General features: G+C 62.3%; 15 protein-coding genes and 1 riboswitch. Of the genes, 7 read left to right on the forward strand and 8 right to left on the reverse strand.

Annotation, left to right across the window (positions count from 1 at the left end; genetic code table 11):
• Positions 1-10: 10 nt before the first annotated feature.
• The 6 genes from WNY80_RS14070 to WNY80_RS14095 all read left to right on the forward strand — a co-directional run bounded on the left by WNY80_RS14070 (position 11) and on the right by WNY80_RS14095 (position 6,136).
• A complete protein-coding gene (locus tag WNY80_RS14070) occupies positions 11-1,450 on the forward strand; it encodes an XRE family transcriptional regulator (protein WP_342888028.1) in 1,440 nt (479 codons plus the stop codon).
• 242 nt (positions 1,451-1,692) lie between these two features.
• Positions 1,693-2,787: a polyamine ABC transporter substrate-binding protein gene (locus WNY80_RS14075; protein ID WP_342888029.1), complete on the forward strand. Its 1,095-nt coding sequence runs from the start codon at positions 1,693-1,695 to the stop codon at positions 2,785-2,787.
• A 72-nt stretch (positions 2,788-2,859) separates the two neighbouring features.
• Complete coding sequence (locus tag WNY80_RS14080) at positions 2,860-3,999, forward strand: ABC transporter ATP-binding protein (protein ID WP_342888030.1); 1,140 nt, start codon at positions 2,860-2,862, stop codon at positions 3,997-3,999.
• Positions 4,000-4,007: 8 nt separating this feature from the next.
• On the forward strand, positions 4,008-4,385 hold the full coding sequence (locus WNY80_RS14085) for a hypothetical protein (protein ID WP_342888031.1): 378 nt from the start codon (positions 4,008-4,010) through the stop codon (positions 4,383-4,385).
• 10 nt (positions 4,386-4,395) lie between these two features.
• Positions 4,396-5,304 (forward strand): ABC transporter permease subunit, encoded by a 909-nt coding sequence (locus WNY80_RS14090; RefSeq protein ID WP_342888032.1) that lies wholly within the window; start codon positions 4,396-4,398, stop codon positions 5,302-5,304.
• Between the two features lie 10 nt (positions 5,305-5,314).
• A complete protein-coding gene (locus WNY80_RS14095) occupies positions 5,315-6,136 on the forward strand; it encodes an ABC transporter permease (RefSeq protein WP_342888033.1) in 822 nt (273 codons plus the stop codon).
• A 27-nt stretch (positions 6,137-6,163) separates the two neighbouring features.
• On the opposite strand, the gene WNY80_RS14100 is transcribed toward WNY80_RS14095, so the two are convergent.
• A complete protein-coding gene (locus WNY80_RS14100; protein WP_342888034.1) occupies positions 6,164-6,406 on the reverse strand; it encodes a DUF6460 domain-containing protein in 243 nt (80 codons plus the stop codon).
• 117 nt (positions 6,407-6,523) lie between these two features.
• Positions 6,524-8,398, reverse strand: coding sequence for an AsmA-like C-terminal region-containing protein (locus WNY80_RS14105; protein ID WP_342888035.1), 1,875 nt, complete (start codon positions 8,396-8,398; stop codon positions 6,524-6,526).
• A 181-nt stretch (positions 8,399-8,579) separates the two neighbouring features.
• Here WNY80_RS14105 and WNY80_RS14110 point away from each other — a divergent pair, with 181 nt between their 5' ends.
• A complete protein-coding gene (locus WNY80_RS14110) occupies positions 8,580-10,535 on the forward strand; it encodes an acetoacetate--CoA ligase (protein WP_342888219.1) in 1,956 nt (651 codons plus the stop codon).
• A gap of 110 nt (positions 10,536-10,645) precedes the next feature.
• On the opposite strand, the gene WNY80_RS14115 is transcribed toward WNY80_RS14110, so the two are convergent.
• The 6 genes from WNY80_RS14115 to WNY80_RS14140 all read right to left on the reverse strand — a co-directional run bounded on the left by WNY80_RS14115 (position 10,646) and on the right by WNY80_RS14140 (position 20,063).
• Entirely contained in the window at positions 10,646-12,268 is a 1,623-nt protein-coding gene (locus WNY80_RS14115; protein WP_342888036.1) for a thiamine pyrophosphate-binding protein, read from the reverse strand.
• Between the two features lie 247 nt (positions 12,269-12,515).
• Positions 12,516-13,202, reverse strand: coding sequence for a thiaminase II (tenA, locus tag WNY80_RS14120; protein ID WP_342888037.1), 687 nt, complete (start codon positions 13,200-13,202; stop codon positions 12,516-12,518).
• 87 nt (positions 13,203-13,289) lie between these two features.
• Entirely contained in the window at positions 13,290-14,090 is an 801-nt protein-coding gene (gene thiD, locus WNY80_RS14125) for a bifunctional hydroxymethylpyrimidine kinase/phosphomethylpyrimidine kinase (protein ID WP_342888038.1), read from the reverse strand.
• A complete protein-coding gene (thiE, locus tag WNY80_RS14130; RefSeq protein WP_342888220.1) occupies positions 14,087-14,722 on the reverse strand; it encodes a thiamine phosphate synthase in 636 nt (211 codons plus the stop codon). The genes thiD and thiE overlap by 4 nt, the downstream gene beginning before the upstream one ends.
• Entirely contained in the window at positions 14,719-15,504 is a 786-nt protein-coding gene (thiM, locus tag WNY80_RS14135) for a hydroxyethylthiazole kinase (RefSeq protein WP_342888039.1), read from the reverse strand. Before thiM ends, thiE begins: the two co-directional genes overlap by 4 nt.
• Before the next feature lie 38 nt (positions 15,505-15,542).
• Positions 15,543-15,632: riboswitch (TPP riboswitch) on the reverse strand.
• A 384-nt stretch (positions 15,633-16,016) separates the two neighbouring features.
• Positions 16,017-20,063 carry an ATP-binding protein gene (locus WNY80_RS14140; protein WP_342888040.1) on the reverse strand — a complete coding sequence of 1,349 codons (4,047 nt, stop codon included), beginning with the start codon at positions 20,061-20,063 and terminating at the stop codon, positions 16,017-16,019.
• Positions 20,064-20,102: the final 39 nt, after the last annotated feature.

Genomic DNA, 20,102 nt, shown 5'->3' on the forward strand with positions numbered 1-20,102 from the left:
AGATCGACAAATGGCTGACCAGAAAATATTCGCCGGACCCCGCATACGCCGAATCCGCAACGCCAAGGGCCTGACCCAGACGGCGATGGCGGAGGCGCTGGGCATTTCGCCGTCCTATCTCAACCTGATCGAGCGCAACCAGCGGCCCCTGACCGTGCAGCTGATCCTCAAGCTGTCTGCCGTCTACAAGGTCGACGTCGAGGAGCTGCAGGGCGAGGGCGGCGGCACCACGCTGGCGAGCCTCAAGGAGGTTTTCGCCGATCCGCTGCTGACCGGCGAACTGCCCGGCGATCAGGAAGTCGTCGAGATCGCCGAAGCCGCCCCCAATGCCAGCGCCGCGATACTCAAGCTGCATCGCGCCTACCGCGAACAGGCCGAGCGCCTTTCGGATCTCTCGGCCATGCTGGCCCGCGAAGGTCACAGCCCGGCGCTTTCCGGCGCGCGGCTGCCGATGGATGAAGTCCGCGAGGTGCTGGAAACCCGTCCCAATCATCACCCGGCGCTGGAGGAAGAGGCGGAAGCCTTTCACCAGCTGATCAAGCCCGGCGATGACCTGATGGGCGCGCTCAAGGCCTGGCTCAAGACCGAGCACGGTGTCGTCGTCCGTTCGCTGCCGGTCGCCACCATGCCCAACTGGCGCCGCCGTTACGACCGCCATTCCCAGCGCCTGTTCCTCTCCGAGCGGCTTTCGCCCTTCGATCAGCTGCGTGAGGTGGCGATGGAAGCGTCGCTGATCCGCATGAATGTCGCCATCGCCGCCGGGATCAACGAGCTCAGGCTCTCGAGCGACGAGGCCCGCCGCATCGCCCGCTTTGAGCTTGCCCGCTACGCGGCGCATGCCTTGATGATGCCTTACCAGGCGTTTCACGCCGCCGCTCAGCGTGCGCGCTACGATATCGATGTGCTCAAGTCGCGCTTCGGCGTTTCCTTCGAACAGGCCGCCAACCGGCTCACCACCCTGTGCCGGCCCAGCTTGGAGGGCGTACCGTTCTTCATGCTCGAGGTCGATGTCGCCGGCCACCGCTTCCGCCGTGCCGGCGCGCAAGGCTTTCCGCAGCAGCGTTTCGGCGGCAATTGCCCAAAACTGTCGATCCATGCGGCCTTCTCGCAGCCCGCTCAGGTGCTTGTCGAAGCGGTTGAACTGCCCGGCGGTGCCGAGTTCCTAACCATATCGCGCACGCTGGAAGGGCCGCAGGGGGCTTTCTCCGAGCGGCCCCGCCGCACCGCCATCCTGCTCGGCTGCGACATCGGCTTCCGCGACGAGATCGTCTATGGCGGTGCATTGCCGATGACTGGCGGCAAGACCCCGGAACCGGTGTCCATTCCCGTCGGCCCGGCCTGCAGGCTGTGCGAGCGTGCCGGCTGCCTGGCCCGCGCCGAGCCGCCGATCACCCGTCCGCTGGGGCTGGATGAGATGGTAACGGGAATTTCCGCCTTTGATTTTCAGTAAAATCAGCTGAAACCGCCAGCATTCGAGCGGGCAGGCGTCGCATGATGCCGTGACTGGAGTGCGGCGCAGCATCCGGTCGGGGGGACCTCGGGAAATGAACTGAAAACCTCTTGTGCAACCTGAGATTCCGCCTAATGTTGGATCATCCGCCGCACCCTGCCGCCCAAGGCCGGGACGTGGACGTCCCCGCAGCGGCCTGGCCGATTGACGGGTGGCAAGATCAGAAAACGAGAGGAACAGGAATGACCCTGAAAACCCGCCTAATCTCCGCTGCCGTCATGCTTGCCGCATCGACCGTGCTTGCAACCGCCCAGGAACGCGTCGTCAACGTCTACAACTGGTCGGACTATATTGATGAGTCCATTCTCGAGGACTTCACCAAGGAAACCGGCATCAAGGTCGTCTACGACGTGTTTGATTCCAACGAGGTGCTGGAAACCAAGCTGCTTGCAGGCTCCACCGGCTACGATATCGTCGTGCCGACAGGTACCTTCCTGGCCCGCCAGATCACTGCCGGCGTGTTCCAGAAGCTGGACAAGTCCAAGCTGCCGAACCTCGCCAACATGGATCCGGCCATCATGTCGCGCCTGGAAAAATACGATCCGGGCAATGAATATGCGATCAATTACATGTGGGGCACCACCGGCCTCGGCATCAATGTCGACAAGGTCAAGGAACGGCTCGGCGACATGCCGCTCAATTCCTGGAGCCTGGTCTTTGATCCCGACACCATCGGCAAGCTGGCCGATTGCGGTGTCTACATGCTCGATACCGCCGACGAGTTGCTGCCCGCGGCGCTGAACTATCTTGGTCTCGATCCCGATTCCAACACGCCCGAGGATCTGGCCAAGGCCGAGGATCTGCTGCTCTCGGTACGTCCGAGCGTGAAGAAGTTCCATTCGTCGGAATACATCAACGCTCTTGCCAATGGCGACATCTGCCTGGCTGTCGGCTGGTCGGGTGATGTGCTTCAGGCGCGTGACCGTGCCGCGGAAGCCGATCAGGGTGTGACCATCGAATACGTCATCCCCAAGGAAGGCGCGCTGATGTGGTTCGACAACATGGCGATCCCCGGCGATGCCCCCCATGTCGAGGAGGCACACGAGTTCCTCAACTACATCATGAAGCCGGAAGTCGCGGCAAAGGCGTCGAACTACGTCTACTATGCCAACGGCAATGTCGCTTCCAAGCCGTTCCTCAACGAGGACGTGATTGGCGATGCCGCCATCTATCCCGATGAGGAAACCATTGGCCGGCTCTACAGCACGTCGCCCAAGAATCAGCGCACCCAGCGGCTGATGACCCGGACCTGGACCAAGGTCGTCACCGGTCAGTAAGGCTTGCCTCAACCCCCGGCCGGAAGATTGGCCGGGGGTTTTTACAGGAACTGATCACGGGGACAATTGGTCATGAAATCTCTGGGCAGCATCAGGCGCAGCTTCGAACCCTGGAATGATCCGGACCAGCGCCCCTACATCGCGTTCGAAAACATCACCAAGAAATTCGGCGATTTCGTCGCCGTCAAAGACCTGACGCTGCATATCTTCCAGAAGGAATTTTTCGCGCTTCTCGGCGGCTCGGGCTGCGGCAAGTCAACGCTTTTGCGCATGCTGGCCGGCTTTGAGGATCCGACAAACGGGCAGATCCTGCTTGATGGCGAGAACCTCGCCGGCGTTCCGCCCTACAAGCGCCCGGTCAACATGATGTTCCAGTCCTACGCGCTGTTTCCGCACATGAGCGTCGAGAAGAACATCGCCTTCGGCCTCAAGCAGGACGGCATGGCGAAATCCGAGATCGAGGACCGCGTCAACAACATGCTCAAGCTGGTCAAGCTCGACCAGTTCGGCAAGCGCAAGCCGCATCAACTTTCGGGCGGCCAGCGCCAGCGTGTCGCCCTTGCCCGCTCCATTGCCAAGCGCCCCAAAGTGCTTTTGCTCGATGAACCGCTCGGTGCGCTCGACAAGAAGCTGCGCGAGGAAACCCAGTTCGAACTGATGGACCTGCAGCAGGATCTCGGCTTGACCTTCGTGGTCGTCACCCATGACCAGGAAGAGGCCATGACCATGGCCGACCGGATCGCGGTGATGGATGTCGGACGCATCGTCCAGATCGGCACGCCGGCGGAAACCTATGAAGCACCGAACTCCGAATTTGTCGCCAGCTTCATTGGCGATATCAACCTGTTTCGCGGTGAAGTCACCGCATCAAACGGCAGCGTTGTCGACATTGAAACCCCGGACGGCATGATCATTCGATCCGAATCCACGCAAGCGGTGAAGCCGGGACAGAAAGTCAGTTTTGCCATTCGCCCGGAAAAACTCCGGATCTCCCGGACCAGGCCCGAAGGTGGGATCAATGCCGCCTCTGGCGAAGTCTGGGACATTGGCTATCTTGGCGACATGACGGTGTTCCACGTCAAGCTCAAGAGCGGGGAGGTCGTCAAGGCGTCCTTGCTCAACGCGGTCCGCACGGTTGAAGACCCAATCGGTTATGACGAAGAGATCTGGGTCTGCTTCAATGCAGACGGCGGCGTCGTTCTGGGCAATTGAGGATGGACATGAACCGCACAGAGCAGCCCGGCCAGAATGATCAGCTTCAGGTGTTCAAGGCCAATCGCATGGTCGCGATCGGCATGACACTCGCAGCCGCCGCAACGCTGGTCCTGCTTCGTGCCGAACTTGCCCTCGTCTATGTCGTCTATGTGGCGATTTCGGTCTACTCACTGAGTTGGAGCAGAACCCGTGGACTGTTCGGTCAGGCGCGTCCGGTGATCGAGCAAAACCTTGCGGCCTACGTCTCCGTGTCGACCGCCGGCTTCATGGCTACCCTGTTCGCTGCCCCGCAAGTGTATGACCATATGGGCAGCATCATAATGTTCGGCATTGCCATCGTGATGGCAATTCTCGTCCTGTATGCGATTTTTGACCGGAAGTGAGGACCATACGATGAAATTCATCTCCGCCGTCACCCGCCGCATGGTCATCCTCATTCCGTACACCTGGCTGTTCATTTTCTTCCTGGTGCCCTTCGGCATCGTGCTCAAGATCTCGTTCTCCGAACCGATGATGGCGATGCCGCCTTACGCGCCAACCATCGACCTCGCCGACGGCATTTCCGGCATCATCGATGCTTTCCGGCAGTTCAGCTTTTCCAACTATCTCTGGCTGACCGAGGATTCGCTCTACATCAACGCCTACATCTCCTCGATCACCATCGCCTTCATCTCGACGGTGCTGACCCTGCTGATCGGCTTCCCGCTGGCCTACGGCATGGCGCGTGCCCCGGCCTCGCTGCGGCCGACGCTTTTGATGCTGGTGATCCTGCCGTTCTGGACCAGCTTCCTGATCCGGGTCTATGCCTGGATCGGTATCCTCAAACCCGAAGGCCTGCTCAACCAGCTGTTGATGGCCATCGGCCTGATCGACGAGCCGCTGATCATCCTCAACACCGACACGGCCGTCTACATCGGCATTGTCTATTCCTACCTGCCGTTCATGGTGCTGCCGATCTATTCGGCGCTCGAGAAGATGGACTACACGCTGATCGAGGCGGCGCAGGATCTTGGATGCCCGCCGATTTCGGCCTTCTGGAAGATCACCTTTCCTCTGGCTGTCCCCGGCATTGTTGCCGGCTGCCTGCTGGTCTTCATCCCCGCGGTCGGCGAGTTCGTCATCCCCGACCTGCTTGGCGGATCGCGCACCCTGATGATCGGCAAGACGCTGTGGAGTGAATTCTTCAACAACCGCGACTGGCCGGTCTCATCGGCGGTCGCCGTGCTGCTGCTGCTGATCCTTGTGATCCCGATCATGTTCTTCCAGCAGGCGCAGGCCAAATCCCAGGAAAGCGGACGGTGAGGATTTTCCCATGAACACAACCTGGTCCCGCTTCAACATCGCCTCGGTGGTCTTCGGCTTTGCCTTCCTCTATCTGCCCATCGTGATTCTGGTGGTCTACTCCTTCAACGAATCCCGGCTGGTCACGGTCTGGGCCGGCTTTTCAACCAAATGGTACGGCGAGCTGTTCAACAACCAGGGTCTGATGGATGCCGCCTGGGTGACAGTCCGGGTCGGGGTGGTCTCGGCGTCGTTTGCCACCGTGCTTGGCACGCTGGCTGCCCTGGCCCTGACCCGTTACACCCGCTTCAACGGGCGCATCCTGTTTTCAGGCATGGTCTTCGCACCGCTGGTCATGCCCGAAGTTATCACCGGTCTTTCGCTGCTGCTGCTGTTCGTGGCGGTGGATTTTTCCCGCGGTTTCTGGACCGTGACGCTGGCCCACATCACCTTCTCCATGTGCTTTGTCGCGGTCGTGGTGCAGTCGCGGCTGATGAGTTTCGACCGTTCGCTCGAAGAGGCGGCGATGGATCTCGGTGCCGGTCCCGTCACAACCTTCATGCAGATCACCCTGCCGGTGATCCTGCCGGCCGTGATTTCCGGCTGGATGCTGGCCTTCACCCTGTCGCTCGATGACCTGGTGATCGCCAGCTTCACCTCGGGCCCGGGTGCAACAACGCTGCCGATGAAGATCTACTCCCAGGTGCGATTGGGCGTGACGCCCGAAATCAACGCGGTTTGTACATTGCTGATCGGCGCGGTGGCGATCGGCGTCATCATCGCATCGCTGCTCAACAAGAGCCGCGAGGTCAGGCGTCTGCGCGATGAACAGGCAGCCATGGCCAATCACTGACCGGGGTCAAGCCGTTTGGGAGGAGCGTCAGTTCTTTGGTGGACGCAGCAGGTAGGTGACAAACCAGATCGGCACGATCACCATCGAGCCGAGCACGATGTTGGGGATCGCCCAGGCGGCCCCCTCCTGCAGAAGTCCGAAAACCCGATCCGGCGTCAGCCCGATCTCGGCCAGCAATTCGGCGGCGGAAAGATTGAGCGCTGACAAAACCGCGCCGGTTATCAGCGAAGCCAATCCGATTTTGACAAGTGCCGAAAGCAACCGCAGCATTCTCTGACCGTTCTCCATATCACTCTCGCAACAGCCTGCTACACCCGAAGCCTTGCGCAAGGCGGATTGTCGCCAAATATGCAGCTTTTCGCAAGCGCGCGTGATCCTTGCCCGGTTTCACGGCGTCACCGGGGAAATCACCGGCCGTGGCCACGATCCGCCGATGAAAAACCTCAGCGGCGCCGGACCGGGATTGGCCGGTGCTGCCTCGCCATCGGCAACAGGCGGTCGGGCCAGCACACCTGCAATCGCAAGGCTTGAGCGCGAGTAGGGAATGACGCCGGAAAGCGAGATCATCTGCTCCGGTCCGATCAGTTCGGCGGTGGTCAGATTGGCCTCGCCTCCGGCAATCGTTGCCTGAAACCGCGCCGAGGTGAAGGCAAAGCCAGTGCCTTCTCCCAGTTGGTCAAGATAAAAGAAGCGCTCGGTCTTGGCCAACTCGCGGAACTTCGCAATGTTGAGGCCCGGCACCGTGCCCGCATCCACCGCAAGATCGATCTTGCCGGTCAGGTCCGACAATGCGGTTGCCCAGGACGGGTAGGGCGAGGTGACTTCGATATCGAGTGATCCGGTGCCGCGCGGCAAGGGGCCGGTCAGCCCGATGGCATCGAACAGTCCGCCAAAATTGGTTTTGCGCGCCGAAAGCTGCACCTTGACGCCGCCATCAACGCCCTGTTCGGAAATGCCGATACGGCCGATCAGGCTGCCGCCATAGGCTGTGGCGTCGCCGACGTCGAAATTGGCGCGGCCCTGCTCGACGCGGGCTGCGGCCGCCAGGTTGGAGAGCACCACCGGCCCGAAACTTGCCGACTGCGCCGACAGCCTCAGATCCAGTCCGAGTTCACGCAGGAAACGGGTATCGATGGTCGAGGCGATATCCTTGCCGGCCTTGGGTAGCGGTGTGAACGCCTGCAGGAACGAGGCGATATCAAGCGAGTTGAAGGCCAGCGTGCCGGCAATCAACGGCGGCGCGTCTTCGCGCAGCGCCATGTCGAGAACGCCGATGCCGCGGTTCTTGTCGATCATGATGATCAGGTCATCGAGCTTGGCCTTGGTATGCTCGGCGGTGATCTTTGCCGACAATTCAAGCGCGCCGAGCGCTTCGCCTGGCTTGATGTCTGTGCCCGACCATTCCAGCGCCCGCCGCACCGAGACGCTTGAAAGCTTGAGCGCACCCGACAGGAAGAAGTCCTGCCCGAGGCTTGCCGTTCCGGCAAAATCGAAATTGAGCGGTGCCGACGACACCTTGATTTCCACAGGCGCTGACCGGCCGCCCAAGAGCAGCAAGGGCGCTGATGTCGAACCGGCAAGCGTCACCTGCTCGCCGCGGAAGATCGCGGTGATGTTGGCGCGCGCAACCGCCGTCGGAGCGGTCCAGGCCAGCGTGCCGTTGATCGCGGTGAGTTTTTCCGCCGCCGCGCCGGGGTCGCGGATCCACTTGACGGTGCCGTCCTCGATCGTGACCGCGCCAAGCGCCGCCGAATCGGGGATGACCGCCGATACAGGCGCCTCTTCGCCCGATTGCGCTGCCAGATCCCGCGCCACCGCGGCGGCAACCCCTTGCGCCAGTTCACCCGAAGCCGAGGACCAGTTCGAGGTGGCATCCGGGTAGAGCTCGACGTTGAAGGTCGGCCGGATCAGCTTGAACTCGGAGAAACTGGGTGCGCCGAGCACCGCCGAAAACAGGTTGAAATTGGCGACGATGCTGTCGGCGCGCATGATCGGGTCGGTGCCGGCAACGGTTGACGGCAGGATTTCGACATTGTCGAGCTGGATTGTCGGCGTCGGCCAGAAATCGATCGAGGGCGCATCCCCAAGTGAGACCGGATGGCCTGCCCAGGTGCTGATGTCGCGTTCGAGGCGGTCACGCACCACTCCGCTCGAGACCGCCAGCGGCAGGCTTGCGAACACGGCCAGGACCGAGACGAGCACGAAAAGCGCGCCCGAAATCGCCGCACGTCGCAAGGACCACTGTGCGATGATGAACCCCAATCCTGATACCCCTCCGACATTTGCCCCGAACGGCGCTGTTTGTTCTGGTTAAAGCTTGGTGAACGCGAATGCAATTGGTGACTGCCGCCGAGAGCCTTTGTATCCAGCTGCGGCGTGAAGTTCTGTTTGCATCGGCCACGGCCAATGCTACTACCTGACCCGCATTATCTGGCAGGAGCACATCATGACCGACATACCGCTTTGGCGCCCCAATGAGCAGGATTTGAAGAATAGCCCGTGGATGGCATTCTCCGAATTCGCCGGCAAACGGGCAGGGCAGACGCTGACTGATCCGTTGGTGCTGCACGAGTGGTCGATTTCGGACCGCGAGGGGTTCTGGTCTGCTATCTGGGATTTCTGCGGCGTGCGCGGCAAGAAGGGCGAGCGCATCATCGAAAACGGCGACGCCATGCCCGGCGCACGGTTTTTCCCCGATGCGGAACTGAATTTTGCCGAAAATCTTCTGAGCCGCACCGGAAGCGAGCCCGCGATGCTGTTCCGCGCCGAGGATAAGGCACAAAGCCAGATGAGCTGGGACGAACTGCATGCCCTGGTCTCGCGCCTGCAGCAGGCCTTCCGCGCCCATGGCGTTGGCAAGGGTGACCGCATTGCCGCGATGATGCCGAACATGCCCGAGACCATCGCCTGCATGCTCGCCTGTGCCTCGATCGGTGCAATCTGGTCGTCCTGCTCGCCCGACTTCGGCGTCAAGGGCGTGCTCGATCGCTTCGGCCAGATCGAGCCGAAGCTGTTCATCTCCTGCGACGGCTACTGGTACAATGGCAAGCGCCAGGATGTGACGGCCAAGCTGGTCGAAATCGCCGCCGCGCTCAAGCCGGACGCGACTGTCATCGTGCCGATGCTCGACGATGGCGAAGCCGTCGCCGGGGCCGTGGCAGGAGCCGTGACGCTGGCCGCTTTCATCGCCGAATATCCGGCCAAACCCGTCACCTTCGAGCCGCTGCCGTTCGCGCATCCGCTCTACATCCTGTTTTCCTCAGGCACCACCGGTGTTCCCAAGTGCATCGTCCACTCAGCCGGCGGCACGCTGCTGCAACACCTCAAGGAGCACCGTCTGCATTGCGGGCTCGAGCCCGGCGAACGGCTGTTCTACTTCACCACCTGTGGCTGGATGATGTGGAACTGGCTGGCTTCCGGCCTGGCGGTCGGCGCAACGCTCTGCCTCTATGACGGCTCTCCATTCTATCCCGACGGCAACGTCATTTTCGACTATGCCGCAGACGAACGCTTCGCCGTGCTCGGAACCTCGGCCAAGTTCATCGACGCCGTTCGCAAGGGCGGATTGCTGCCGGTCAAGACCCACGACCTCTCATCGCTCCGGCTGCTGACGTCAACCGGTTCGCCGCTGTCGCCGGAAGGCTTCACGTTTGTCTATGAAGGCATCAAGCCGGATGTGCACCTGGCCTCTATTTCCGGCGGCACCGACATCGTCTCCTGCTTCGTGCTCGGCAATCCGGCGCTGCCGGTCTACCGCGGCGAGATCCAGGGGCCGGGCCTCGGTCTGGCCGTCGATGTCTGGGATGACAACGGCAACTCGGTGACCGGCGAAAAGGGCGAACTGGTCTGCACCAAGCCGTTCCCTGCCATGCCGATCGGGTTCTGGAACGATCCCGGCGACGAGAAGTACCACACCGCCTATTTCTCCCGCTTTGAAAACATCTGGACCCATGGCGATTTCGCCGAATGGACCTCGCACCACGGCATCATCATCCATGGCCGCTCGGATGCGACGCTCAACCCTGGCGGTGTACGCATCGGCACCGCCGAGATCTACAACCAGGTCGAACAGATGGACGAGGTGGTGGAAGCCATCTGCATCGGTCAGGACTGGGACGACGATGTCCGCGTTGTGCTGTTTGTCCGCCTTGCCGATGGTGTCACGCTCGACGACGCGCTGCGGGCGAAGATCCGTGCCAAGATCCGCACCGGCGCCTCGCCCCGCCATGTGCCGGCCAAAATCATCGCCGTCACCGATATCCCCCGCACCAAGTCCGGCAAGATCGTCGAACTCGCCGTGCGCGACATCGTCCATGGCCGCGAGGTCAAGAACCAGGAGGCACTGGCCAACCCGGAAGCACTGGAGTTGTTCAGGGGTCTCGATGAACTGAAGGGCTAGCAGCAAGGCCAACGAGCCGGGATTCCGAGGGGCTCACACAAACCCGGTGTGCTGGGCGAAGGCCCCTCGTGCCTATCTCCTTGACGCTGTCTCCGAAGCGTGACCGCGCCTCAGATGCGCATGCGTGGCACGTCATGCGGGTCAAGCCGGAGCTCGATCAGCACGGGGCGGTCACGGGTTTCCAGCGCCGCAAGCGCGGTTTCCAGTTCCGCCTCAGAATGCACTTCGATCCCTTGTCCACCAAGGGAAGTGGCGATTCCGGCGAAAGACGGCCAGTGGAATTCGGTCAGGCTCGGATCCATTTTCCGGTCAAGAAACTGGATATGCTCTGCGCCATAGGCAGAATCGTTGGCGACGATGACGATCAGGTCGAGCCCGAGCCGCACGGCGGTGTTGAACTCGTTGATGCCGCCCATCATGAAGCCGCCATCACCGGAAAACAGCACCACCGGCCGCCCCGGAGCGGCCAGCCCCGCGCCAATGGCTTCCTGCAGGCCAAGCCCGATGGAGCCGAAATTGGCGGTCACGACAAAGCTCTTCGGATCGGGGGCGGAGATGCGGCACCAGACTTCGGTCATGAACCGCCCGCCGTCGGTCACCAGCACACGATCCTTCGGCAGCGCCTGTTCAAGCCGTTCCAGCGCATGAACATAGTTCACGCAGCCATCCGCCGCCTTGCCCGTCCCCGCGGGATGGGCGGTAAGCACGCCAATGTCCAGTTCGCTGGTAAAGCCGCTCGCCGGGATCTCGGCCTGATCCAGCCAGTAAAGAATGGTCTCGGCGGTCAGGCCCGCATCGGCCAGAAGGGCAGCGTCGGGATGCAGTCCGCCGCCGATGGCGGTCGGTTCGATATCCACCTGCACGATCCGCTTGCCCTTCATCAGCTTGCCGCGGTCGGTGGTGAAATCATGCAGCCCGGTGCCGAAACAGACAATGCAATCGGACTGGGCGATCAGGTCATAGGCGGCCGGCGTGGAAAGCGTGCCGAAAATGTCGATGTTGTAGGGATGACCGTTGAACAGCCCCTTGGCCTTCAGCGTCGTGGCAAGCGGCGCCTCGAGACGGTCGGCGAGCCGGATCAGCTGGTCCCGCGCCGCGACAGCGCCGCCACCGGCCAGGATCAGCGGGCGCCGGGCCGAGGCGATCATGCCGATGGCCTCGTCCAGAATGCCGCCTTCGGCCACGCCGCCCGGTGCGGTGAAAACGCTGAGCACTTCGACCTGATGCTCCACCTCCTGCCACATGAAGTCGGCAGGCATGTTCAAGACGATAGGGCGGCGTTCGACCTGGGCCCGGTAGAAGGCGCGGGCAACATCCTTGCCGACCGTGTCAGGCGCGCGTACCTGCTCGAACCCGGCGCCCGTCGCCTTGACCAGTTCACGCTGGTCGATGCCTTGCAAGTGGCGAGGGTTGGCCACCGGAGTATCGCCGGCCAGCAGGACCATCGGGATATGACCCCGGACGCCTTCGGTCAGCGCGGTGACGCAATTGGTCAGCGCCGGGCCATGGGTCACGGTTGCAACCCCGACTTTGCCCGCGACATGGGAATAGGCCAGCGCCATCAGCACCGAACTGCCCTCATGTGCAGCCGGTACAAACCGCCCGCCGCAGTCGCGCACGAAACTGTCGACCATGAACAGGTTTGCGTCTCCCATCAGCCCGAACATCGTATCCACCCCGTGGTCACAGGCCGCGCGGGCTACGGATTGATAGAAGTGCATCTTGCTGCTCATAGGCGTTTTCTCCTGTCGCGATGCCCACCGTGATACCCCATAACGCATGCGCGAACCGCGCAATTTCGATGGATCTCGACGAGAAAATGCAGGGGACGGACGAAATTGCCGTCCGTCATGCGAAAATATTGCATGAAGCCTGTCTGGCCCGTGATGCCGGCGCATGTTCTGATGCTGTCACCCGGCCATTCGGATGACTGTTCCTTTTCATAAGACCCGCTTTGCAGAGTGATCGAAGAGACACAGCTCACGCACCACGCAGTCCCATGTCCCAAAACCCGACCTCGAGCCTGGTTGCCATGGTGAAGCGGGCTTGCAGCTGAGGCCATCGTGGTGTGGTTTGGAAGTCCGGCCCAAGCCTGTGGATCACTGCGGCGTCAAACATTTGCCCGATCGAGACCATCACTTGCTGGTAGTCAGGATCCGAGTAGGTTGCGATCCAGTCGGCATAAGGCGTCTCCGGCGCGGCCGCTCCGGCAAGCCGGGGGCCGATTTCGCCATAGCCGAAACAGCACGGTGCGAGGGCTGCGATCAAGTCGAGAAAGTCTCCTTGCAGTCCCGCGTCGATGACGTAGCGGGTATAGGCAAGGTTCGCGATTTCTTCCTTTGCCGCAAACAATGCCGCCTCATCAATGCCTGCAGCAGCGCAGGTTTTGACGTGCAGCCCCATCTCGCGATTGATCAGCGCGTCCACGGTTCTGGCGCACATCTTCATTTCATCCAGCGTCTCGGCCTTGATCACGCCCAGCGACCATGCACGGGCGAAATGGATAAGGAAAACGTAGTCCTGGACCAGGTAATGCAGGAACGAGGCGTGGGGCAGGGTGCCGTCGCCGAGCCCTTCGACAAAGGGGTGATGCGTATAGGCGTGCCATTCATCCGGGCAACCATCACGCAGCGCCAGGAAGACCCGGCCATAGTCGGGCGCGGTCATTGGATGGTCACCTGCGCCATCAGCGGGGAGGCGGGCAGCGGCAAGCCCGTTGTCATAAGAGATGTCAGCTTCATGGGTCTGCTTTCTTCACAAGGAGAGATTTGCAAAATGATGGGTGGGGCCATGACCGGTCCCGACGCTGAGCTTGTCGGCATCCGCAATGGCTTTGGCGACATAGGCTTTGGCGGCAAGGACGGCTTCGGGCAGGGACAGGCCCTTGGCGATATGTGCGGCGAGCGCTGCTGACAGGGTGCAGCCGGTGCCGTGGGTGTTCTTGGTTGCTGTGCGCGCCGCCTCGAACCAGTGTTCGCCAGCGTCTGTCACCAGAAAGTCGGGGCTGTCGGCAGCTTCAAGATGACCACCTTTCATCAGCACCGCCTTTGGTCCCAACGCGCACAGCGCATGGCCTTGCGCGACCATGTCGCTGCGTGTGGTGGCGGTCGGCGCCCCCAGCAGATGCGCGGCCTCCGGCAGGTTTGGGGTCAGGATCGTGGCCAGCGGCAACAGGGCGTCCCGCACTGTGGCAATGGCATCGTCAGTCAGCAAGGGCGCGCCGCCTTTGGCAATCATGACCGGGTCCAGCACAACCGGCACATCCGGGTGCAGCCGCAGGGCATCAGCCACCGCCTGCGCGATACCGGCATTTGCAATCATGCCGACCTTGATCGCGTCCACGCGAATATCGGCGAAAATGGCTGCAATCTGATCGCTGACAAAGGCCGGGGGGACAAGATGCACGCCGCTGACCCCTTGGGTATTCTGCGCGGTGAGTGCGGTTATGGCGGCCATCGCATAGGCACCATTGGCCGACATTGCCTTGATGTCGGCCTGAATTCCCGCTCCGCCGGAGGGATCCGACCCGGCAATCGACAAAACGTTGCAGATCATTGCGCATCTCCCGTCTGTGGAGGGTAAAATGCGGCCGCTGCAGCCTGTGGATCGGCTTGGCCGCAAATGGCGGAAACGACGCAGAGACCATCTGTCCCCGCCGCCAGAACATCATGCACGTGGCTTGCCTTCAGTCCGCCGATCGCCACCGTCGGCAGGTCTGTAGCCGAGGCGAGGGCGGCCAGACCCGCCAGTCCGATGGGGTGCTCGTGATCGGCCTTGGTGCCGGTCGCAAAGACCGGTCCGAGTCCGAGATAATCCAAGTTCATGCCCTTGGTGGCCGCCGCCTTTTCAGCTGTCTCGCAGGATAGCCCCAAAATGCGATCAGACCCGAGCAAGGCACGAGCCCGGTGCGGGGATCCGTCACTCTGGCCGATATGTGCGCCGTCGGCACCCGAGGCAACGGCGGCCTCCAGATCATCATTGACAATCAGCGGAACGCCGGTGCCCTTGAGAACGTCCATCAGGGCCCGGGCCAAAGAGACCCGCTCTGCCGTGGTGGCCTGCTTGTCGCGCAATTGCACCATGCTGACGCCGCCCGCGACAGCGCGGCGCACGGTCTCGACCACGCCCAGATCCGCACACAGCACCGGGTCAGTAACCAGATAGAGCTTCAGCGCCTCGCGTCTCAGAGCCATTGGACATTCGCATCGCTTGCAAGGTCTTCGGGCTTGATCTGCGACAGCGCGTCGAGAAACGCGACCTGGAAACTGCCCGGGCCGCTGGCTGTCCGTGCCGCCCGGGTGCCGGCCTCGGCAAACATGGCAAGCGCAGCCACGGAAGCTTCAAACGGTGGGGAAACGGCTGCGAACGCCCCCATCAAGGCGGTGAGCGAACAGCCCATTGCCGTGATCATCGGCATGATGTCGGAACCGCCGGATACGCGTGCTGCGCGGTTGCCGTCGGTGACGAAATCCTGTTCGCCGGTGACCACGACAACGCAGTCGTGCGCCTTGGCCAGTGCAGTCGCAGCACCTTCGGCATCAGCCACACTGTCGCCGCTGTCGACGCCCTTGCCCGCTGTTGCCGCACCGAGAAGCGCCATGATCTCCGAGGCGTTGCCGCGGATGATCGTCGGACCCCGCGCAATCAGATCCCGCACCACCTCATCGCGGTAGGGCGTGGCAAAGTGGGCGACGGGGTCCAGCACCCAGGGCTTGCCCGACGCGTTGGCCGCATCCGCAGCCTTGTGCATTGCCGACACCCAGCCAGGCGACAGGGTTCCGATGTTGATTGTCAGTGCGCCGCTGATCGGCACGAAATCGGCGACTTCGGCTTCGGCATGCACCATCGCAGGCGAGGCGCCTGCAGCCAGAACCACGTTGGCGGCAATGTTCATGGCCACGTAATTGGTGATGCAATGCACCAGCGGTTTTTGAGTCTGGACGGCAGCAAGGATCTGGTCGGTTTTCACGGTCTCTTCTCCGGCCAGCGAAAAAAGGCAGACCGCGACACCCGCGACTTTTACCCTCCCTCCGCCAGCATTATCTGGTTCAGGTTCAAAGGGTACTTCTCAGCCGTTAGGCGCCCCCGGTAATTCCCTGTTATGCGAGCAGGGTTGCATCGTCAACCGGTGCTATGACCGGCGGCAATCGGCAGCGATGATCAACTGGCCTGAGCAGGAAAACAGAATTTTGGTTGGATCGCCGGAGATTCGCAGCGCTTTATGGTTAATCAAACCTTACCTAAAATTTAACCACGCCCGGTGAAGGTGGCTCAATCAGTAAAGTCTTAAATAATCTGGCAAGGACCCGGCAAGTGTTTTTGCGCATTAATCGCATCAACCTTGGGTAGCTTAAGCTCTTCTTGGTGTTGGTTAGCACTGATGTGAATTTACAACGGGGACCCCAGCGGTCTCCGTTTTTTTGACCAGTTTCCGCCGGCCAGCATCTACACCCAGCCGGCAGCTTCAGTTGCTCGGAACCTTCAATCGGCCAGCACCCGCTGTGGCGGGAACGAGATCGAGACCAGCGTTCCTTCGCCCGGCGCCGAAACGATGTCGAACTGGGCCCGGTTGGCCTCGACCATGGCCTTTGTCAAAGGCAGGCCGAGTCCTGTGCCATCGCCGCGCTGGCGCGGACCGGGGCCAACCTGGCCGAACGGTTTCATCGCCTGCTCGAGTTCCTTGCGGTTCATGCCGATGCCGGTGTCGCGGATGCGGATGACCACATTGCCCGACGGTTCGTAGGAGGTCGACACCACGATCTGCCCGCCCGACGGCGTGTAGCGGATGGCATTGGACAGAAGGTTGAGCGCGATCTGCTTGATCGAGCGCTGGTCGGCGACCACGTCCGGCACGCTCGCCGACAGGCTGGTGCGGATGATCACCCGCTGGCTGTTGGCCATCGGCTGCAAGAGCGACACGCTTTCGGCCAGGTGGTCGTTGAGCGAGACCGACACGAACTCCATGCTGACCTGTCCCGCCTCGATCTTGGAGATGTCGAGCAGGTCGTTGACGATGTCGAGCACATGCTTGCCCGAATTGCCGATGTCGTGGGCGTATTCGAGATAGCGCGGGCTGCCGATCGGGCCGAACCGTTCCTCCACCATCATTTCGGAAAACCCGATGATGGCGTTGAGCGGCGTGCGGATCTCATGGCTGACCCGGGCAAGGAAATCGGACTTGTGCGAATTGGCCGTTTCCGCGGCACGTTTGGCAGTGCGCAATTCGTCCTCGGTGCGCTTCCACTGGGTGATGTCGCGCAGCACGGCGCAATAACCGTTCGAGCCCGACAGCCGGCCGATGGTCATGAACAGCGGCAGGAAACCGCCGGAGGCTTCGCGTCCGATCACTTCGCGGCCGTCATTGAGTACGCTCGAGACGCCGTGATCGGCGAGCCCGCTGACGTAATCCATCACCGCGCGCTGGCTTTCATGCGCAAACAGCATGGCGAAGGGCTGGTCTCGGGTTTCGGCTTCGTCATAGTTGAACAGCGCGCAGGCCGAGCCGTTCATCGAGCGGATGGTGCCCTCATTGTTGAGGATGACGACGCCGTCGGTGGCGGTCTCCAGGATCGAGCGCAGCTCCTGCGCCTCGATTGCCAGCATGTTCGCCTCGGGGGCTTCTTCTGTGTCAGCGTCCTGATCCTGGGCGGTTTCATCCTGTGGCAAATCCGGTTCTGCAGCCGCAGCTGTCGTCGCGGTTTCGCGGGGTGACAAGGCCAGCAACAGGGCCTGTCCGTCGCCCCAGTTGACCGAGCGCAGCCGGGCGGTGACTTCGCGCCTGCCGCCATCGCCACGCCGGACGAACAGACCGCCGTCGCCGGCACCCTCGTCGTCGGAGGGGCGCTCAAGCAGGTGATCAAGGCCGCCCTGATCAGCGAGGTCGGCCAGGGAGTCGTAGCCGGTCAGTTCGAAGAACTCGGCATTGCCGTGGATCAGCTCGTCGCCGGAATGGACCAGCAGCGCGGCCGGGATCGCATCGATGATATCGGCATCCATTCCCGATGGCATCACCTGCCGTGCGGGAAGCGCAAACGCCGATGGCAGCGGTGCGGGGGAGGCCGCCACGGTTTCCGGGGTTTCATCGGTTTCGACGGTATCCGCAGGTTCGTCTGCGGCGCGCGCTTCATGATCGTCTGCCTCGGCAGAAGCCGTTTCCACAGCGGCCTGCTCACCGGTCTCCGGCTGTTCCGCAGCGATTTCCGCCTGATCGTCCTCAGCCGCAATTTCGCTGGTGCCGGACTGCTCATCCGTCCGTGGCGGTTCCTGCCGCTTGCCGAAAGGTTGCGGCGTCTCGGGCTCTGCCGGGACTGGGGATTCGGTTTTCGTCTCCGGCGTTTGTGCCGATGCATCGGCCGGTGGCGGTGTTGTTTCGTTCAGCCGGGCGCCGATTTCGCGGAAGGCGGCCTGTTCACCCGGTGAAAGGCTCTCGCGCGCCGTGCGCGGCCGGTGCGCCTCCAGGCTGATGATCTTGTCGCTGTCGCGCCGCATCGGTGTTTCCACCAGCCGGATTGCCGGACGCTCGCCCCGGAACGGATCGTCCTCGTGGGTGTTCGCCGCGTCATCAGCGCTTTCACCGGACGTTTCCTGGTTGGCGTCATCGATGCGGCTCTGATCGTCCGTCGCCGCGGAATGAACGCCGTCCATGCGGGAAAGATCTTCGATGTCGTGCTCGAGATCCCGCATTTCGAGATCGGCCTGATCCTCGACGCCTGAAACATCTGTGCCGGCGGCGTCCGCTGCAATCGGGTCCGCTGCCTCGATGTCGGCGTCAGGCTGGTCTTCGCTCAGAGGCTTTTCGGAAACCGATTGCGAGACGCTGCCCGGGACCAGCGCCAGCCCCAGGGCTTCCGGGTCACGGCGGGCTTCGCCGATGCGGACAATGCCGAAGCCCCGGAACCCGTCGAAATGCCGGTCGCGGGTGTAGGTCGGCAGGGCTGCCAGGTCGACAGGTGTGACCATGTCGGTCCCCTGGATCGGCCAGAACACGGTCTTGCCCGACCAGGTGTCACGGCGGTTGAGCAGTTCCGAGATGACATGATCGGGATCAAGGTTGAACACCCGCGCCAGGTCGGGGAACTTGCGGCCGATGATATCCGCCGAGTGCGGGCCGACAGCGGCTGCGAATTCGGGCGAGACCTCGCTGAATTCGCCGTCCTTGTTGATCTTCCAGACAAACCGCGCCGGCTTGCCATTCGGATCGAACCGGAATTGCGGTTCAGCCGGGATCACCTTTTCAGCGTGGTCGGCGTCTTCAACAGCTTCCGTGTTCGGTTGATCGGCCTCACCGGCCGTCTCGTCCGGCTGGGACGTCTCCGGCTCAATGGGTGTCTCATCCGCAGCTGAAACTGTCTCCTCCGAACCGGAAACATCATCCTGACCGGATGCGTCCTCTTCACTGGAGGCTGTATCCTGGCCGGAATCTTCCGGCTGCAGGTCAACAGTCTTCTCGTCTTCGCAAGAGGCTATATCCGCTTCGGCGCTTGCCGCGTCGTCACCTGCGTCCTCTGTCACCGGCGGCACTTCGAGCCCGCGCGCCTCTTCAAAGGCGGTCGGAAGCTCGGACTCGCGTTCCGCCTTGGCAAGGCGTGCATTGAGTTCGTCGCGGATCCGCTTGGTGTCGAAGAATGTCTGCCGTGGCGGCTTCTGGCTGGCTTCGCCGGCGCTGTCAGTTCCGCTCTCCGGCGGGCTTTCTGGGCTGGTTTCGTCAGTCGAGCCGATGTCTGCTTGTGTGTCTGGTGCGTCAGCGGAAGCCGTTTCAGCTTCGTCGGCTGATGCCGGTTGCATCGGCGCAACCGTGGCATCCGGCTGAATTTCGTCTCCGAAGTCGCCGGCGGCATCGGTGGTAGCTGCCGCTTCGTCCGCCGGGGCGGGTTCGACCGCAAACAGAAGATGCAGCGCCGGATCATCGGCCAGCCTGCCGATTGCCGTCGGCATTGCGCCATTCGGCGAGTCCGTCATCCGTTTGACCAGACGGTCAGCGGCGCCGGTCACATCCGCCACCATCCGGTCGATGTCGGCCTTGGCGAGGCCAAGCTCTCCAAACGTGCTTGATGCGGCCAGCACATTGCTGTCCTTGTCGAGAACCGCGACATGAGTGCCGGTTCCCTCGAACCCGGCGATGATCTGGCGGGCCCGCGCGCCTGGAGCCAGCACCCGGCCGGCCTGGCTGCTGGTCAGCAGCAGCGCCTGGGCGCCGTCGGGCAGGGTAATCTCCTCGAGCATTGCCGGCGTTGTCGTGCGGGTAAAACCGCTTGCGGCCCGCATCATGAAGATCTGCGGCTTGCCGGTGCGCCCGAGACCGCTGACCGCGCTTTCGATCTGCCGCCGGGTCGAGGACTGGCCACTCAGGCCTTCATCCAGGGCGTCATAGATATTGGAGAAGCCGAAAAGCTCTGCCGCGGCGCCATTGGCCCACAGCACTTCGTCAAGGTCGCGGCTCAAAACGGCAACGGCATCGCCCTTGGCGAAATGGGCGCGGACCGATGCGTGAACCGCAAGATCGATGAACGGATAATGGTGTGCCGGCATGGGTGGTATTCCAGTTTGGGCCTGATTATCCCCTTCGTC

The sequence above is a fragment of the Hoeflea sp. AS16 genome (assembly GCF_038900095.1).
Classification (GTDB): Bacteria; Pseudomonadota; Alphaproteobacteria; order Rhizobiales; family Rhizobiaceae; genus Hoeflea.

What these genes read in the sequence shown, in the direction of transcription:
- WNY80_RS14070 (WP_342888028.1), top strand. Translation starts at nt 11, where the DNA reads ATGGCTGACCAGAAAATATTCGCCGGACCCCGCATACGCCGAATCCGC.
- WNY80_RS14075 (WP_342888029.1), top strand. Translation starts at nt 1,693, where the DNA reads ATGACCCTGAAAACCCGCCTAATCTCCGCTGCCGTCATGCTTGCCGCA.
- WNY80_RS14080 (WP_342888030.1), top strand. Translation starts at nt 2,860, where the DNA reads ATGAAATCTCTGGGCAGCATCAGGCGCAGCTTCGAACCCTGGAATGAT.
- WNY80_RS14085 (WP_342888031.1), top strand. Translation starts at nt 4,008, where the DNA reads ATGAACCGCACAGAGCAGCCCGGCCAGAATGATCAGCTTCAGGTGTTC.
- WNY80_RS14090 (WP_342888032.1), top strand. Translation starts at nt 4,396, where the DNA reads ATGAAATTCATCTCCGCCGTCACCCGCCGCATGGTCATCCTCATTCCG.
- WNY80_RS14095 (WP_342888033.1), top strand. Translation starts at nt 5,315, where the DNA reads ATGAACACAACCTGGTCCCGCTTCAACATCGCCTCGGTGGTCTTCGGC.
- WNY80_RS14100 (WP_342888034.1), bottom strand. Translation starts at nt 6,406, where the DNA reads ATGCTGCGGTTGCTTTCGGCACTTGTCAAAATCGGATTGGCTTCGCTG.
- WNY80_RS14115 (WP_342888036.1), bottom strand. Translation starts at nt 12,268, where the DNA reads ATGAGCAGCAAGATGCACTTCTATCAATCCGTAGCCCGCGCGGCCTGT.
- tenA (WP_342888037.1), bottom strand. Translation starts at nt 13,202, where the DNA reads ATGACCGCGCCCGACTATGGCCGGGTCTTCCTGGCGCTGCGTGATGGT.
- thiD (WP_342888038.1), bottom strand. Translation starts at nt 14,090, where the DNA reads ATGATCTGCAACGTTTTGTCGATTGCCGGGTCGGATCCCTCCGGCGGA.
- WNY80_RS14140 (WP_342888040.1), bottom strand. Translation starts at nt 20,063, where the DNA reads ATGCCGGCACACCATTATCCGTTCATCGATCTTGCGGTTCACGCATCG.